General features: G+C 70.8%; 12 protein-coding genes. 2 read left to right on the forward strand and 10 right to left on the reverse strand.

Annotation, left to right across the window (positions count from 1 at the left end; genetic code table 11):
- Positions 1 to 65: 65 nt before the first annotated feature.
- The 10 genes from ACFVX6_RS38545 to ACFVX6_RS38590 all read right to left on the reverse strand — a co-directional run bounded on the left by ACFVX6_RS38545 (position 66) and on the right by ACFVX6_RS38590 (position 12,598).
- The gene (locus ACFVX6_RS38545) at positions 66 to 830 is read right to left on the reverse strand and encodes an SDR family NAD(P)-dependent oxidoreductase (protein ID WP_389699253.1); all 765 of its coding nucleotides are present in this window, start codon (positions 828 to 830) and stop codon (positions 66 to 68) included.
- 30 nt (positions 831 to 860) lie between these two features.
- Positions 861 to 2,207 (reverse strand): MFS transporter, encoded by a 1,347-nt coding sequence (locus tag ACFVX6_RS38550; RefSeq protein WP_389699264.1) that lies wholly within the window; start codon positions 2,205 to 2,207, stop codon positions 861 to 863.
- Positions 2,208 to 2,344: 137 nt separating this feature from the next.
- Positions 2,345 to 2,929 (reverse strand): TetR/AcrR family transcriptional regulator, encoded by a 585-nt coding sequence (locus ACFVX6_RS38555; protein ID WP_389699254.1) that lies wholly within the window; start codon positions 2,927 to 2,929, stop codon positions 2,345 to 2,347.
- 55 nt (positions 2,930 to 2,984) lie between these two features.
- On the reverse strand, positions 2,985 to 3,284 hold the full coding sequence (locus tag ACFVX6_RS38560; protein ID WP_389699255.1) for a hypothetical protein: 300 nt from the start codon (positions 3,282 to 3,284) through the stop codon (positions 2,985 to 2,987).
- Between the two features lie 241 nt (positions 3,285 to 3,525).
- The gene (locus ACFVX6_RS38565) at positions 3,526 to 5,208 is read right to left on the reverse strand and encodes a glycoside hydrolase family 13 protein (protein WP_389699256.1); all 1,683 of its coding nucleotides are present in this window, start codon (positions 5,206 to 5,208) and stop codon (positions 3,526 to 3,528) included.
- A 163-nt stretch (positions 5,209 to 5,371) separates the two neighbouring features.
- Positions 5,372 to 7,897 carry a carbohydrate-binding protein gene (locus tag ACFVX6_RS38570; protein ID WP_389699257.1) on the reverse strand — a complete coding sequence of 842 codons (2,526 nt, stop codon included), beginning with the start codon at positions 7,895 to 7,897 and terminating at the stop codon, positions 5,372 to 5,374.
- 199 nt (positions 7,898 to 8,096) lie between these two features.
- Positions 8,097 to 8,987 (reverse strand): carbohydrate ABC transporter permease, encoded by an 891-nt coding sequence (locus ACFVX6_RS38575; RefSeq protein WP_389699258.1) that lies wholly within the window; start codon positions 8,985 to 8,987, stop codon positions 8,097 to 8,099.
- A gap of 13 nt (positions 8,988 to 9,000) precedes the next feature.
- Positions 9,001 to 10,002, reverse strand: coding sequence for a carbohydrate ABC transporter permease (locus tag ACFVX6_RS38580; RefSeq protein WP_389699259.1), 1,002 nt, complete (start codon positions 10,000 to 10,002; stop codon positions 9,001 to 9,003).
- A gap of 1 nt (position 10,003) precedes the next feature.
- Entirely contained in the window at positions 10,004 to 11,362 is a 1,359-nt protein-coding gene (locus tag ACFVX6_RS38585) for an ABC transporter substrate-binding protein (RefSeq protein ID WP_389699260.1), read from the reverse strand.
- A gap of 219 nt (positions 11,363 to 11,581) precedes the next feature.
- Positions 11,582 to 12,598 carry a LacI family DNA-binding transcriptional regulator gene (locus ACFVX6_RS38590; protein ID WP_389699261.1) on the reverse strand — a complete coding sequence of 339 codons (1,017 nt, stop codon included), beginning with the start codon at positions 12,596 to 12,598 and terminating at the stop codon, positions 11,582 to 11,584.
- A 215-nt stretch (positions 12,599 to 12,813) separates the two neighbouring features.
- Here ACFVX6_RS38590 and ACFVX6_RS38595 point away from each other — a divergent pair, with 215 nt between their 5' ends.
- Both ACFVX6_RS38595 and ACFVX6_RS38600 read left to right on the forward strand, forming a co-directional pair.
- A complete protein-coding gene (locus ACFVX6_RS38595; RefSeq protein WP_389699262.1) occupies positions 12,814 to 14,379 on the forward strand; it encodes an oleate hydratase in 1,566 nt (521 codons plus the stop codon).
- A gap of 110 nt (positions 14,380 to 14,489) precedes the next feature.
- On the forward strand, positions 14,490 to 14,966 hold a 477-nt coding region (locus ACFVX6_RS38600), incomplete at its 3' end, for a peroxiredoxin family protein (RefSeq protein ID WP_389699263.1).

Raw genomic sequence — 14,966 nt, forward strand, 5'->3', positions numbered from 1 at the left:
CGTCAAGGGGGCCGAAGTCGTTTCCGGGACCGGGTCGCCCTACGGCGGACCGGTCCTCGCGGCCGTCAGGCGGCGGCGCCACCGTCGATCACCAGGTCGGTTCCGACCACGGAGGCGGCGTCCGGCGATGCCAGGTAGAGCACGGCCGCCGCGACCTCGGCGGTGGAGGACACCCGGCCCAGCGGCGATTCGTCCTTCATCCGGGCGGCACGGTCCGCATCGCTCTCGCCCGGCCGGAGCGACATCGTGGTGGCGGCCGCTCCGGGGCTGACCGCGTTGATGCGGACCCCGTCGGCTATGTGGTCCAGGGCGGCGGCCCGGGTCAGGGCGGAGACGGCCGCCTTGGTGGTGAGGTAGCCGGCGACTCCCGGGATGCGGGTGTGTGCGCCGAGGTTCGAGGAGATGTTGACGATCGCCCCGCCGGCGGGCTGGTCGCGCATGGCGGTGACCTCGGCCTGAAGGCTGAGCAGGACGCCGGTGACGTTGATCTCCAGCATGCTGCGCCAGTCCTCTTCCGGGAGGTCGGCGACGGGGCCGCCGCCCCGGAAGACGCCCGCGTTGTTGACCGCGACGTCGAGGCTGCCGAACTGTTCCACGGTGCGGCGCACCATGGCCCGTACGTCCTCGGTACGGGTCACGTCCGCGGTCACCGCTACGGCCCTGCCTCCCTCCTTCTCGATCAGCTCGACCGTCGCGTCGAGCAGCGCTGCGGTGCGGCCGGCCACGGCCACTGCGGCCCCCTCGGCCGCGAAGGCGAGGGCGATGGCCCGGCCGATGCCGGAGCCTGCTCCGGTGACGAGGACGCTCTTGCCGGTGAAACGTGCGGACATGATGGTGATTCCCTTGCTCGTTTGCGTCGGTTACTTGATGCGGGTGTTGAGGAAGGCGGCTGCGGCGAAGGCGACCGCGGTGGCGGCGAGGGAGACCGTGTCGGAGCCCAGGGAGAGCACGGCGGCGAAGACGACCGTCGGGCCGAGCTCCATCGCGGTGTTCATGACCCCGCCGGCGAGTCCCGCCTGGTGGGGCGCCACCCCGTCGGTGGCGAGGACCGCGGCCCCCGCGAAGGTGGCCGCCGCTCCGGCGGGCAGCAGGAGCAGGCCGGGGAGGAGTCCGTAGGCGTACGGGATCTGCGCGGCCAGGCCGGTGAGTGCGAGGAGTGCGAGCCCGGACGCGGCGACCACGAGGCCTGCGGTGGTGACGCGCGGCGCGCCGTACCGGCCCACGAGGGGACCCGCCACCCGGCCTGCCACCAGGAGCGCCACCGCGAAGGGGAGGAACGCGGCCGAGGTCCGCAGCGCCGACCAGCCGAGTTCCTGCTGGAGGTGGAGCGAGAGGAGGACGAAGGTCAGCGCGGTACCGGCGGCGGTGAGGCCGATGGCCGCGAGGGCGAGACCCCGGCGCCGGTCGCGGAGGAATCCGAGCGGGAGCAGGGGGTCACGGACCCGGCGCTCGACGAGCGGGAAGGCCAGCAGGAGAGCGGCCGCGGTGAGCAGGGTGACCAGGACGCTCGTCGATCCCCAGGACTGGACGTCGGTGAGGACGAAGCCGTAGCTGGCGAGGCTGATTCCGGCGGTGGCCAGCAGGGCGCCCGGCAGGTCCAGGGAGCGGCCCTCACCCTCCGGGGTGGCGGGCAGCAGCCGGGGAGCGAGGAGCAGTGCGGCGGCGGCCACGGCGACCGGGACGGCGAAGGACAGCCGCCAGGTGCTCAGGGCCGAGATGACCCCGGAGAGCAGGTTCCCGGCCGTCGCGCCGAGCACCGACAGCCCGCCCCAGGTGGCCATCGCCCGCCCGAACGCGGCGGGTTCGGGGAAGACCGCCCGCAGTACGGCCATGGCGGCCGGTGCGGTGAGCGCGGCGCCCACCCCCTGGGCGAAGCGGGCGGTGAGCAGGGTCCCGGCCCCCTGGGCGAACGGTGCGGCGAGGGAGGCCACGGCGAAGAGGAGCAGTCCGGCGGTGAGTACCCGGCGCCCGCCGAACCGGTCGGTGAGGCGGCCTCCGAAGAGCAGCAGACCCGCGAAGCTCAGTCCGTAGGCGGCGCTGAGGAGCATCAAGTCATCGCGGCCCAGGGTGAATTCGCGGCCGATCGCGGGCAGCGGCACGATGAGCGAGGTGAGCGCGAAGATCAGCGTCATCTGCACGGTGCCGAGCAGCGCGAAGGCCGGGCCGGGCGCCGGGCGGGCCGCCCTCGATCCGGACGCGGTGAGCATCTCGGTGGTGCGTGTGGTCCGTGTGGTCTGCGTGACGGCCATGACTCCCCCTCATGATGTGAACTGGATCGTACGTTCCAGAATAAAGCCTTAAAAGAACCTCCCCGAAGGGAGGTGTCATGCAGTCCTACGGCCGGTCAGCCGAGCAGGGTCAGGGCCTGCTCCGCGGCGGCCAGTACCCGGGCCGGGTCCTCGGAGGCCTTGCCCACGACGCGCATGCCCTGCATCAGCACCAGCAGCATGCTGGCGAGCGTCCGCGGATCGCGGTCCGCGGGCAGTTCGCCCTGGGCCTGGGCCCGGGTCAGCGCCGAGTGCAGCAGGGTCTCGATGTGGTTCCAGCTCGCTTCCACCTTGCGTGCCGCCGCCGGGTCGTGCGCACCCAGCTCTGCGGCCGTGTTGGTCACGAAGCAGCCGTTCTGCCGCAGATCACCGGCGCTCGACTCGGCGGCGAAGCGGCGTACCACCGTACGCACGGCCGGCAGCGCGGGCCCCGGCTGGGACAGCTCGCGCAGCAGGCTGGGGTCGCGGTTCTCGCCGTAGCGGTCCAGCGCCTTCAGGTAGAGCTCGCGCTTGTTCCCGAAGGTGGCGTACATGCTGGCTCGCCCGATGCCGAGCTCCTCGACGAGGTCCGCCATCGACGTCGCCTCGTAGCCGCGCCGCCAGAACAGCTCCAGAGCCGACTGCAGCGCGGCGTCCGGATCGAATTCCTTGGTCCTGGCCACATCCCGTACTCTACGAGGTATTGGAACGGTCAGTCAAGTAATCCGGGCGGTTTGTTCAGATGGCCCGGGTCTCCCCCGCCGGGTGGGCGCTCAGCTCGACCACCTCGACGCAGCGCCGGAGCTTCGCCTGGGCACGCGGCGAGTCCGCCTCGGGCACCACGATCTCGCACACCGCGAGTCCGCCGCCGTCGGCGGCCCTGAAGGACAGCGTCCTGACGGACAGGTTGTTGAGGAGGGCGGAGATGCGGGTGAGGGCGTGGCCGCCGTCCCGGACGGTGATGGTCAGCGCGTGGCAGACGGTGTCGCCGGTGCGCACGGCGTCGTCGACGGCGGGGAGAACATCGCTGCGGGTCATGAGAGGTGGGCTCCTGTCCTGGGGCGGAGGTGCGTGGTCCCGGAAAACAAGAAGACCCCTCGCGGATGCGAGAGGTCTGCGTGCGGGCGGTGGGCTGCTGGGATGGTCTCAGTTCAGCTCCGGGCCGGCACGCCGGCGCTAATCTTCTGCTGGCGCATGCGGGAGAGTCTGGCACGCCGCCGCCGACATGTGGCACCACATCTCACGATGCGGATGCCACGCGCCATGGGCCTCCGAGGGGTCACCCGGGCATGCGCAGCCAGACCGTGGTGTCCCGGGGCAGTACGGGGCCGCCGTCCGCGCCGGTGTCGAGCGGGCCGCCGGCGAGCAGCACCCGGGCGCCGCCGGGAAGCGGGACCGGGCTCGCGAAGGCGGTCAGGCAGCGGAAGCCGCCGGGACGGTCGAAGCACAGGGTGTCGGGTCCCGCATCGACCCACTCCAGCGTCTCGGGCAGCCGCGCCAGCTCGGCGCCGCGCAGGGCGAGGGCCTCGCGGTAGAGGGTGAGGACGGAGTACGGGTCCTCCTGTTGCGCCGCCGCGCTGAGGGCGGCCCATCGCTCGGGCTGGGGCAGCCAGGGAGCGGCCGACTCGGGCGGGGCGTCCTCGACGGCCGGGGCGGAGAAACCGAGGGAAGGTCCGCAGGGCTCCCACGGCAGGGGGACGCGGCAGCCGTCGCGACCCCGGTCCGCGCCCCCGGAGCGGACGAAGGTCGGGTCTTGGAGGAGTTCGTCGGGCAGGTCCTGGACCTCGGGCAGGCCGAGTTCGTCTCCCTGGTAGATGTAGACGCCTCCGGGCAGGGCCAGGGAGACGAGGGCCGCGGCGCGGCCCCGGCGGCGGCCGAGTCCGTCGTCGCTGGGGTCGAGGAGCCGCTTGTCTCCCATGTCGAAGGAGGTGTCGGCGCGTCCGTAGCGGGTGACGTGGCGGATGGTGTCGTGGTTGGAGAGCACCCAGGTGGGCGGGGCGCCGACCGGTTCGTGCGAGGCGAGCGTGGCGTCGACGACCTTCCGCAGGGCGCCGGAGTCCCAGGGGCAGCACAGGTAGTCGAAGTTGAAGGCGGAGTGCAGTTCGTCGTGGCGCAGGTAGCGGGCGAACTGCTCGGCCTCCGGGAGCCAGACCTCGCCGATGAACACGCGGTCGCCCGGATAGGTGTCGAGGATCTTGCGCCAGTCGCGGTAGACGGCGTGGACGGCGTCGACGTCCTGGTAGGGCAGGTCGGTGGGGTCGGGGTTCTCGCCGACATCGGGGAGGCCGGGCTTCTTGGCGAGGCCGTGCGCCACGTCGATGCGGAAGCCGTCGACACCCCGGTCGAGCCAGAACCGCAGGACGTCTTCGAACTCGGCGGCGACGTCGGGGTGTTCCCAGTTCAGGTCGGGCTGTTCGGGGGCGAACATGTGCAGGTACCAGGGGCCTTGGGTGCCGTCGGCCTCGTTGATCCGGGTCCAGGCCGGGCCTCCGAAGTAGGAGTGCCAGTCGTTGGGCGGCAGTTCGCCGTGCTCTCCGCGCCCGGGCAGGAACCAGAAGCGCTCGCGCTCGGCGGATCCGGGACCGGCGGCGAGGGCCCCGACGAACCAGGGGTGCTGGTCGGAGCAGTGGTTGGGCACGAGATCGACGATGACCCGCAGCTCGTGGCCGTGGGCCTCGGCGATGAGCGCCTCGGCTTCGGCGAGCGTGCCGAAGAGGGGGTCGATGTCGCGGTAGTCGGCCACGTCGTAGCCGGCGTCGGCCATGGGAGAGACGTACCAGGGGTTGAACCAGAGGGCGTCCACGCCGAGTTGTCGCAGGTAGGGCAGCCGCGCGCGGACGCCGGCGATATCGCCCGTGCCGTCGCCGTTCCCGTCGGCGAAGCTGCGGATGTAGATCTGGTAGATCGCGGCGTGCCGCCACCAGGGGGAGGCTGCGGGGGGCGGCGGGACGGGCTGGGTCACGGGGTCTCCTGGTGCGGTGCGTGCGGTGGGTTCGGGGGCGTCCGCGGGTTCGAGCGCGGAGTGGGAGTGGCGCTGGGGTGCGGGGCCCGGTCGGCGGGGTGTCGGAGTGACCGGGCCCCGGTTTCCGGGGAGGGCGGGAGTACGGGGAGGCCCTGCGGTCGGGCTACCAGCCCGAGTTGCCGGCTCCGCGGTTGACGGTGAACCCGCCGGCGAGGCTCAGTCCGCCCGAGGCCGCGTCGGTGACCGTGACTCCGCTGAAGGCGCCCGCGCCGGCCGCGTTGATCTCGATGCCGTAGCCGCCAGCTTTGGCGATCCTGGTGTTCTGCACGGTCAGGTTCCCGACGTTCTTCTGCCAGGAGACGAGCAGGCCGCTGTAGGTGCTGTCCAGGACGTCGTTGTCCTGGAGGAGTACCGGGGTGGTGATCTCGGAGGTGTCCGCGTACACCCACAGGGCGCCGAGCTTGCTCGCCCAGTTGGGCTCGTAGCCGCCGGCCCGGTCGATGGTGTTGCGCTGGACGGTCGCCGGTCCGCTGAAGGGGATGCCGAAGCGGGTGCTGACCGCGATTCCGGCGGCGCCGGTGACCGTGTCGGAGACCAGGTTGTCCTCGATCCGGTTTCCGCTGCCGCCGTAGATCGCTGCTCCGTTGGCGAGCAGCGGGAGCTGGACGGTGTTGAAGCGGAGCACGCAGTCGGTGACGGCCTGGGCCTCCGACCACATCGCGAGGGCGTCGTCGCCGGTGTTGCGGATGCTGCTCTGCGAGACCTCGCTGCCCGACGTGCCCTTGTGCAGGTTGACCCCGTCCGCGTACGTGTCCCGGATGCGCAGGCCGGTGGCGAGCAGGCCCCGGGTCGGCGCGTCGATCCACAGGCCGACCTTGCTGTGCTGGATCCAGAGGTTCTGCAGGGTGGAGCCGGAGCCGAAGTCCCCCTCGACGGCGGCGTCGCTGTTGGCGTCGTCGCGGTGGTCGGACTCTCCGGTGAGGGCGAGGTCCTGCACGGTGCTGGTGCCGCCGCGCCCGAAGAGCCCGCCCTTGCCGTTCTTGCCGCGCAGGGTAGTGTGCCATTCGCCTGCGCCGCGCAGGACGGCTCCGGTGAGGTTGACGGATCCCGAGAGGTCGTACGTACCGGCGGGGAGCCACAGGCCCTTGCCCTGGGCGGTGGCCGTGGACAGCGCGCCGTTCAGGGCGCCGGTGTCGTCGCCGCCGTCGTTCGCGGTGACGCCGAGGGTGGTGGCGGAGACGAATCCGGTGGCGGGCATGGTGGCGGCCGTCGGGGCGGTCTCGGTCTCGACGAGGTCGATGGCGTAGGAGGCGGCGGTGTCCCCGGCGTCCTTCTGGAACTTCAGCACGGTGCCGGCGGGGAACTCGCCGGTGAGGGTGCGGGTCTCGTCGAAGAAGCGGTGGGCGTCGCCCTGGGAGGGGTCGTTGCCGTAGGGGTAGGCGCCGTAGACCCAGCTGTACTTGGAGGTGAGGGCGAGGTCCTTGGTGTGGGCGCCGTTGGCGTAGAGGCTGAGGGTGGCGTTGTTCCCCGTGCCGGCCGCGTTGTCCGGGATCGAGTAGCGGACGGTCACGGCGTTGGCGGCCTTGGCCAGGGTGAACTGGACGTACTCCCCCGTCTGGTCGAGTACGACGGCCCGCCGGCCCGATGCCTCGGAGGCCAGGGTCTTGTAGGTGCGGTCCGGGCCCGTGACGGAGGCGTTGGTCGCGCCCGCCTCGGCCTCGTAGACGGTGTACGGGAGGCTCGCGCCGCGGGCGGCGTTCGGCGTGGATCCGGTGACGTCGATGCCGTCGAGCTGGAGGTCTCCGCTGTCCCCGGTCTCCGTGCGCAGGGTGAGGGTGTTGAGCTGGGCCCGCAGGGGCGCGTCGGTGGTGAAGGCGGCCCAGGCTCCCGAGGTGGCGGGGAGGGTGAGCCGGCGTACGGGGACTCCGTTGGCCGTCAGGGTGATGGTCGCGGCGTTCGCCCCGGGGGTGCGGTAGCGCACGGCCACCTGCCGGGTGGCGGCGGCGGGCGCGGAGACGGAGAAGACGGCGCGGGCGCCGGTGGCGGTGAAGCCCGTGAGGTAACCGGCTCCGCTGAAGCCGGATATGGCGGAGGCGGTCGCGGGGCCGCCCGAGGCGAAGGCGGTCTCGGCCTGGTGGCTGAGGGAGCCGGGCGGCGGGTCGGTGGGCGTGGTCGTCGGGTTGGTGGGGGTGATGGCGTCGAGGTTCACGTTGCCGGAGTCGGCGGTGGTGAAGGTCAGCGCGACGGTGTTCGCGCCGTTCACCAGCGGCATCGGCTCCTCCCGGACGGCCCAGGTGTCCCAGTTCGCGGTGGCCGGGAGGGACACCTGCCGGACCTTGACCCCGTTGACGTAGAGGCTCAGCGTCTGAGGTGAGCCCGTGCCGTTGGCGTACCGGAACGCGACCGAACCCGTACCCGCGGAGACGGACTGCACCGCGAAGGACACCGAAGCGGAACCCTTGTTGACATCCGTGAATCCGCCGACGTAGCCGGAGCCGGTGTAACCGGAATGCTCCGACTCGGCGCGGGCGCCACCCGACAGGGCGGCCGACTCCGCCTCCAGCGTGACGGCGGCCGCGTAGGAGCCGGTGGCGAGGGTGCCGGTGAGGCCGGTGGTGACCAAGGCGGTGAGGAGGAGCGGGGAGATGAGGCGTGCGGCTCTGGTGCGGGTTCCTCGGGGAGAAGACACGGCGGCGTGTCCTTTCTGAAGGCGCGCCCCGCGCGCGGGGGCGGGAGGGCGCGGTGGGGGCCGCCGCGGCGGTCCGTCGCTGTGGCGGTGACGAGGGGGTGGTGTCGAGGGGGTGGTGTCGAGAAGGGGTGGGAGACCCGGTGTGGGGAGGTGGGGATGTCACCGGGAGGGCCGGCAGTGCCGGGAGGACCGGGCGTGGTCAGCCCTTGAGGCTTCCCGCCGTGAGGCCGGAGATGATGTGCCGTTGGAAGAGGAGGAAGAGGACCAGCAGCGGGACGCTCGCCATGACCATGCCGGCGAGGAGCTGGTTGGCCGGCATGAACTCCGCGAGGCGGTTGAGGGCGACGGTGACCGGCTGCTTGGTCTCGTCCGGCAGGACGAGCATCGGCCAGAGGAAGTCCTTCCAGACTCCGACGACGGCGAAGATGGACACCACGGCCAGCACCGGGCGCGACAGCGGGAGGATCACCGAGACGAGGATCCGCACCGTGCCCGCGCCGTCGATCCGGGCGGCGTCGAGCAGTTCCGTGGGGATCTGGTCGAAGAACCGCTTGAGGATGAAGACGTTGAAGGCGTTCGCCGCGGCGGGCAGCCAGATGGCGAACGGCGTGTTGATGAGGTTCACGTGGACGAGGGGAACGTCCACGACGGTGAGGTACGCGGGTACGAGCAGCGCGGAGACCGGCAGCATCAGGGTGGCCAGCATCATCGCGAGCACCGCGTTGCCCAGGACCGGGCGGAGCTTGGACAGCGCGTACGCGGCGGAGACGTCGATGACCAGTTGGAACAGCAGGGCTCCGAAGGCGAGCAGGACGGTGTTGAAGAAGTAGCCGGCGAGCCCCGTGTTCGTCCAGGCCTCGGTGTAGCTCTCGGGGTGCCAACTGCTCGGGAGCACGGTCGGATGGGGCTGCGCCAGCTCCGCGGAGGTCTTGAGGGCGCCGGTGGTCATCCAGTAGAGCGGGAAGACGAAGGCCAGGGTGAAGCCGGTCAGGGTCGCACCCAGGACGAAGCGGTGCAGGAACCGGCCGACGGGCCGGGTCAGTTCGGCGGGTGCGATGAGCGTGCGGGAGCGGGGTTCGGTGGCGGCCATGGCGGTCCTCCTTTCAGTCCTTGGTCCGGGTCAGCCGCAGGTAGAGGCCGGCGAAGAGGCCCAGGACGACGAAGAGCAGGGTGCTCATGGCACTGGCCAGGCCGAAGTCGTTGTAGACGAAGGCGTAGCGGTAGAGCAGCAGCAGGATGGTGACGGTGGCGTCGTCGGGGCCGCCGCCGGTGAGGACGAAGGGTTCGACGAACACCTGCATGGTGCCGATGACTTGGAGCAGCAGGGTGATCAGGAGGATGAACCTGACCTGCGGGATCGTGACGTGCCACAGCCGTTGGCGGATGGAGGCCCCGTCGAGCTCGGCCGCCTCGTAGAGCTCCCCGGGGATGCCGCCGAGGGCCGCCAGGTAGATGAGGGTCGTGGTGCCCATGTTGGCCCAGGTGGAGACGAGGACCAGGGAGACCATCGCGAGGTGTTCCGACTCCAGCCACTGCTGGGCCGGCAGGTGCAGGACGCCGAGCACGTTGTTGAAGAGGCCGGGGCCGGGATCGTAGAACCAGCGCCACAGCAGCATGGTGACGATGGGCGGGAGCATCACCGGGAGGTAGACGGTGAGCCGCAGGTACGACTGGCCGCGCCGGAGTTCGTTCAGGACGACGGCCGTGACGAACGGGGCGGCGAAGCCGAAGACGAGCGCCAGGAGGGTGAAGTAGCCGGTGTTGCGCCAGGCGGTGGCGAAGAGCGGATCGGCGAGGAGGCGGCGGAAGTTGTCCAGGCCGACCCACTCGGCCGGCTGGGCGAAGGTCACCTGCTGGAAGCCCAAGAGGACGCCGCGGACGATCGGGTACCAGGCGAACAGGGCGAAGCAGATCAGCGCGGCGGAGAGGAAGAGGTAGGCGACGAGGTTCTCCCGCAGCCGGCGGGCTCGGCCCGTGGCGGGGAGTCGGCCCGCGGCCGGGTTTCCGCCCTCGGCTCCGGTCGGCCCTTGGTCCCGGAGGCTGCGTACACCCCGGACGTGCCGGGTGCGCGGGACCGGGGCCGTGGGGGTGGGGAGTGCGGACATGTCACTTCACCGTGGCGAGGATGGTGTCGGTGCGGGCGGCGGCTTCCTTGAGCAGCTTGTCCAGGTCGGCGTCCTCCTTGGTCAGGACGGATTGCATGACGCCGTCCAGGACGGTGTAGATCTGCTGCGCGTTGGGCGGCTCGACCTTGACCTCGACCTGGGGGCTGCGGTCGACGAACGGCTTGTAGTTCTCCTGCGGCACGTTGGCGTGCGCGGTGTGGATGGCCTGGATCTTCTGCTGGGCTGCGCCCGCGAAGAGGTTGGGCTGGGGCAGACCGATCGGGACGCCGAGGCCGGAGAACTTGGTGACGTTCTCCTCCTCCCGGTCGGGGTTGAGGTACTTCCACTGGACCCACTGCAGGCCGGCCTTGATCTTCTCGGGCGTGGCCTTGGGGTTGAACATGAACCCGTCGCCGCCGCCGAGGGTGGCCGTGCCGGGGAGGGCCGCGAGGCCGAACTCCTCGTACTTGCGCTCGAACTGCTTGACGATGGTGGGGATGTTGTCGGGTCCGGCCATGTACATACCGAGCTTGCCGGAGCCCATCATCTTCTGGACGTCGCCGATCTCCAGGAGCTGGCGGGTGCCCATGCTCCGGTCGGTCCAGCGCATGTCGTGCAGGGTCTGGAGCGCCTTGCGGCCGGCGTCGCTGTCGAAGGCGGCCTTCCAGATGCCGTTCTCCTCGGTGGCCACCTCGCCGCCCATGGAGTACAGCCAGGACGTCAGGTGCCAGCCGCCCTGGTTGTTCTTGCTGTAGTCGGCGTAGCCCACGGTGTCCTCGCCGAGCGCGCTGATCTTCTTCGCGGCGGCGCGGACCTCTTCCCAGGTGGTCGGGGGCTTGTCGGGGTCGAGTCCGGCCTTGCGGAAGAGCTCGCGGTTGTAGACGAGGCCCATGGAGTAGTTGCCGGTGGGCAGGCCGTAGGTCTTGCCCGCCTTGTCCTTGAACACCTTCTGGAGCTCGGGGCGTATGTCGGACAGGTACGGGACGTCCGCCAGGTAGGGGGTGATGTCGGCACCCTGCTTGCGCTGGATGAGCCCGGCCGGGTCGGTGAAGTAGACGTAGTAGACGTCTTCGAGCTGACCCCCGGCGAGTTTGGCCGCGAAGGTCTTGGGGTCCATCTGGCCCTCGCGGGCATCGATCTTGATCTTCGGGTAGGCCGCCTCGAACTGCTTGACGAGCTCCTCGAAGTCCTTACGGTCGGCGGCCTGCGTCGTGGCCGGCATGCCGTTGACCGTGATCGTCACCACCCCGCCGGCCTTGTCGCCGGCCGGGGCCGGTGCGCCGCCGCAGGCGGTGAGGCAGAGGCTCGCCACGAGGGCGGTGGAGGTGAACAGGGCGCGACGTCTGGTGATGCCATCCATGCGAACAGGCCTTCCGAGCGGGTCGGGCTTCGATGGCGCGACAGTAGAAGCCGTGAACGCAAAAAGTCAATAATGTTACGCAAGAGATCACGCGTGGAGATTCAGCTATGTGACGGATCGTGACGAGCGGCCGTCACCTCGGCGGCAGCGCCGAACACGAAAAAGAGGGCCCGGCGACAGCCGGACCCTCTTTCCTGTGAGCCTCCCCCCGCTCCCCCGTCAGCTCCGCATGGACGGGCGCGTCGTGGACGAGCGAACGATGAGTTCGGTGTCGAAGAGGATCTCCGAGGAGAGGCCCACGCCCGTACGGATCTGCTCGGCCAGGAACTGCACCGCGGCCGAGGCCATGGCGGCGACGGGCTGACGGGCCGTCGTCAGCGGAGGGTCGGTGGCCACCATGAAGAGCGAGTCGTCGAAGCCCACGACGGACAGCTCGGCCGGTACCTTCAGCCCCCGCCGGCGCGCCCCGCGGATGGCTCCGAGGGCGAGGGCGTCGCTGGCGCAGACCACCGCCGTCACCCCGCGCGGGAGGAGCTGCGCGATCGCCGTGGCGCCGCCCTCCATCGAGAAGAGCGCGTGGGCGACCAGCGGCCGCCACTCCTGGGCCGGGACCCCGCGCCGGGCGTTGAAAGCCGCGTAACCAGCGAGTTTGCGGACCGACGGGACATGCCCGGAGGGGCCCACGATCATCCCGATCCGCTCGTGGCCGAGCGCCGACAGGTGCTCCAGCGCCTGCTCGGCGGCTCCGGCGTCGTCCACCGAAACCTGCGCGACGCCCGGGTTCTCGTCGGCCGGATTCACCAGGACCACGGGGATCGCACGGCGGCGCAGCTCGCGGCCCTGGGCCTCTCCTATGTCGGTGTAGCTGGCACCGACGAAGACGATCCCGCCGACGTTCTGCCCGAGCAGCATGTCCACGTAGTGCGATTCCGAGACCCCGTCGGCCGTGCGCGTGCACAGCACGGGGACCAGCCCCTGACCGTTGAGGAGTCCCGCGAGCGCCTCCGCTGCCGCGGAGAAGACGGGGTTCTGGAGGTCGGGGACCACCAGCCCGATCAACTGGGCCCGTTCCTTGCGGAACTCCACCGGGCGCTCGAAGCCGCACACGTCCACGGCCGTCAGCACCGCCTCGCGGGTCGCGGGTGCGACGTCCCTGTTGCCGTTCAGGACGCGACTCACCGTAGTCGTGCTGACGCCGGCCATCTCGGCCACCTGGGCTAGCCTCTGGGTGCTCACGCGGTCAAGCTACCAGTCGGGTGCGCAAAAATCAGTCCCACTGATGCAAATCTCTTGCAAGCGGATCGGAAGCACGCCGCGGTAGTGCCGCGCGACCGGTCGGCCCGCCCGCCCAATGGCGCACCCCGGTCGCGACCCGCCGTATGGGGTGGTGGCCTGGGTGGGTGACCGTACGGCCGACCGGGGCACGTGCGGCCAGGGCGAGGAGACACATCGTGGCCAAGGCCTATCTGGTGGGTGCCGGGATCGCTTCCCTGTCGGCGGCGGCGCTGCTGATCAGGGAGGGCGGGTTCGCGGGCTCGGACATCACGATCCTGGAAGCCCAGGGCCGCACCGGCGGAAGCCTCGACGCCGCGGGAGACCCCGAGAACGGCTACACCATGCGCGGCGGCCGGATGTTCGAGCTGCACTTCGAGTGCACCTACGACCTGCTGCGCTCCATCCCCTCACTGGACGCGCCGGGCACCTCGGTCACCGAGGACACCTTCGCCTTCCACGAGGACTTCGCCTGGAACGACAAGGCCCGCCTGGTCGACTCCGCCGGCCGGCGGGTCGACACCCGTTCCATGGGGTTCTCCGAGCGCGACCGGCTGGACCTGGTCGCGTGCGTGGCCTCCCCCGAGTCCCGGCTCGACGGCAAGCGCATCTCCGACTGCTTCACCCCCGAGTTCTTCACCACCAACTTCTGGTACATGTGGTGCACGACCTTCGCCTTCGAGCCCTGGCACTCGGCGATCGAGTTCCGGCGCTACCTCAACCGGTTCGTGCACCTCTTCAAGACCTTCGACACCATGTCGGGCATCTACCGCACCCGCTTCAACCAGTACGACTCGATCGTGCGCCCGCTCCAGAACTGGCTGCGGAGCAACGGCGTCGTGTTCACGATGAACACCACCGTGACCGACGTGGAGCTGGCCGACGGCGAGGGCACCACCGTCACCGCCCTCGCCTGTACGCAGGAGGGCGCGGCCCTGCGGATCCCCGTCGCCGCCGAGGACCTGGTGTTCGTCACCAACGGATCGATGACCGCGAACTCGACCCTGGGATCCACCGACGCCCCCGCCGTACTGGACACCTCCGCGCCGGACGCTTCGTGGCGCCTGTGGCAGACCCTGGCGGCCAAGCGTCCCCACCTGGGCGACCCTTCGGTGTTCGACTCCTCCGTCTCGGACTCCACCTGGGGCTCCTTCACCGTCACCACCCAGGACCCCACCTTCTTCAAGGCCATGGAGGAGTTCTCCGGCAGCGAGGCCGGCAAGGGCGGTCTGATCACCTTCAAGGACTCCGGCTGGCTGCTGACCATCGTCCTGAACCACCAGCCGCACTTCCACGAGCAGCCCGAAGGCACCTACGTCTGGTGGGGGTACGCCCTGTTCCCGGACAAGGCCGGCGACCACGTGGGCAAGACGATGGCCGAGTGCACGGGCCGCGAGATCCTCACCGAGGTGCTCGGTCACCTGCGCCTCGCGCAGAGCGAGCAGATCCTGGAATCCTCGGTCGTGGTTCCGGCCCTGATGCCGTACATCACCAGCCAGTTCCTGGTGCGCAAGGCCGGCGACCGGCCCGAGGTCGTTCCGGAGGGATCCACCAACCTGGCCTTCATCGGCCAGTACGCCGAGGTACCCGACGACGTGGTGTTCACCGTCGAGTACTCGGTGCGCACCGCGTGGACCGCCGTGGCCCGGCTGCTGCACCTGGACCGGCAGCCGCCGCCGGTCTACAAGGGCGGCCACGATCCCAAGGTGCTCCTCGAGGCCCTGCACACGATGCACCGGCGCTGAGCCGCGGTCGCGCCCGCCGTCCCCCCCCCCCGGCCCCGACCTCCGGGCGGCGACACGGCGGGCGCGACCGGGTACCGTACGCCCCTCGACGACAGAGAGGTGCGGCCATCGTGACCCGAATCCCGGACGTGGGCGATGTGGTGGGCGATTTCTCGCTCCCCGGCGGCCGGCTCAGCGAGGACGTGTTCGTCCGCGGCCAGTACTCGCTCGGCGAGCAGCGCGGGAACCCGGTCGTCCTCGCCTTCTACCCCGGCGACAACACTCCCGTCTGCACGACGCAGTTGTGCTCCTACTCCGACGGTCTGGAGGCGCTCTCCGCGTGCGGTGCCCAGGTGTGGGGCATCAGCCCGCAGGGCGTCGACAGCCACGAGGCCTTCGCCCGGGCCCGCGGCCTGCGGATGCCGTTGCTGGCCGACACCGACCGCGAGGTGGCCCGCGCCTTCGGTATCGCTGCTCCCGTGATCGGTCTGCGCCGGGCCGTCTTCGTCATCGCACCGGACGGCACCCTGCACTGGAAGCACGTCGGGACCCTGGGCATGAGGTTCCCCTCCGCGGACACCATCGCGGAGCAGCTCGTCGGTGTCGAC

It is taken from the genome of Streptomyces sp. NPDC058289 (assembly GCF_042880975.1).
Lineage (GTDB): Bacteria > Actinomycetota > Actinomycetes > Streptomycetales > Streptomycetaceae > Streptomyces > Streptomyces stoeckheimensis.

What these genes read in the sequence shown, in the direction of transcription:
- ACFVX6_RS38575 (WP_389699258.1), bottom strand. Translation starts at nt 8,987, where the DNA reads ATGGCCGCCACCGAACCCCGCTCCCGCACGCTCATCGCACCCGCCGAA.
- ACFVX6_RS38550 (WP_389699264.1), bottom strand. Translation starts at nt 2,207, where the DNA reads ATGCTCACCGCGTCCGGATCGAGGGCGGCCCGCCCGGCGCCCGGCCCG.
- ACFVX6_RS38545 (WP_389699253.1), bottom strand. Translation starts at nt 830, where the DNA reads ATGTCCGCACGTTTCACCGGCAAGAGCGTCCTCGTCACCGGAGCAGGC.
- ACFVX6_RS38585 (WP_389699260.1), bottom strand. Translation starts at nt 11,362, where the DNA reads ATGGATGGCATCACCAGACGTCGCGCCCTGTTCACCTCCACCGCCCTC.
- ACFVX6_RS38580 (WP_389699259.1), bottom strand. Translation starts at nt 10,002, where the DNA reads ATGTCCGCACTCCCCACCCCCACGGCCCCGGTCCCGCGCACCCGGCAC.
- ACFVX6_RS38560 (WP_389699255.1), bottom strand. Translation starts at nt 3,284, where the DNA reads ATGACCCGCAGCGATGTTCTCCCCGCCGTCGACGACGCCGTGCGCACC.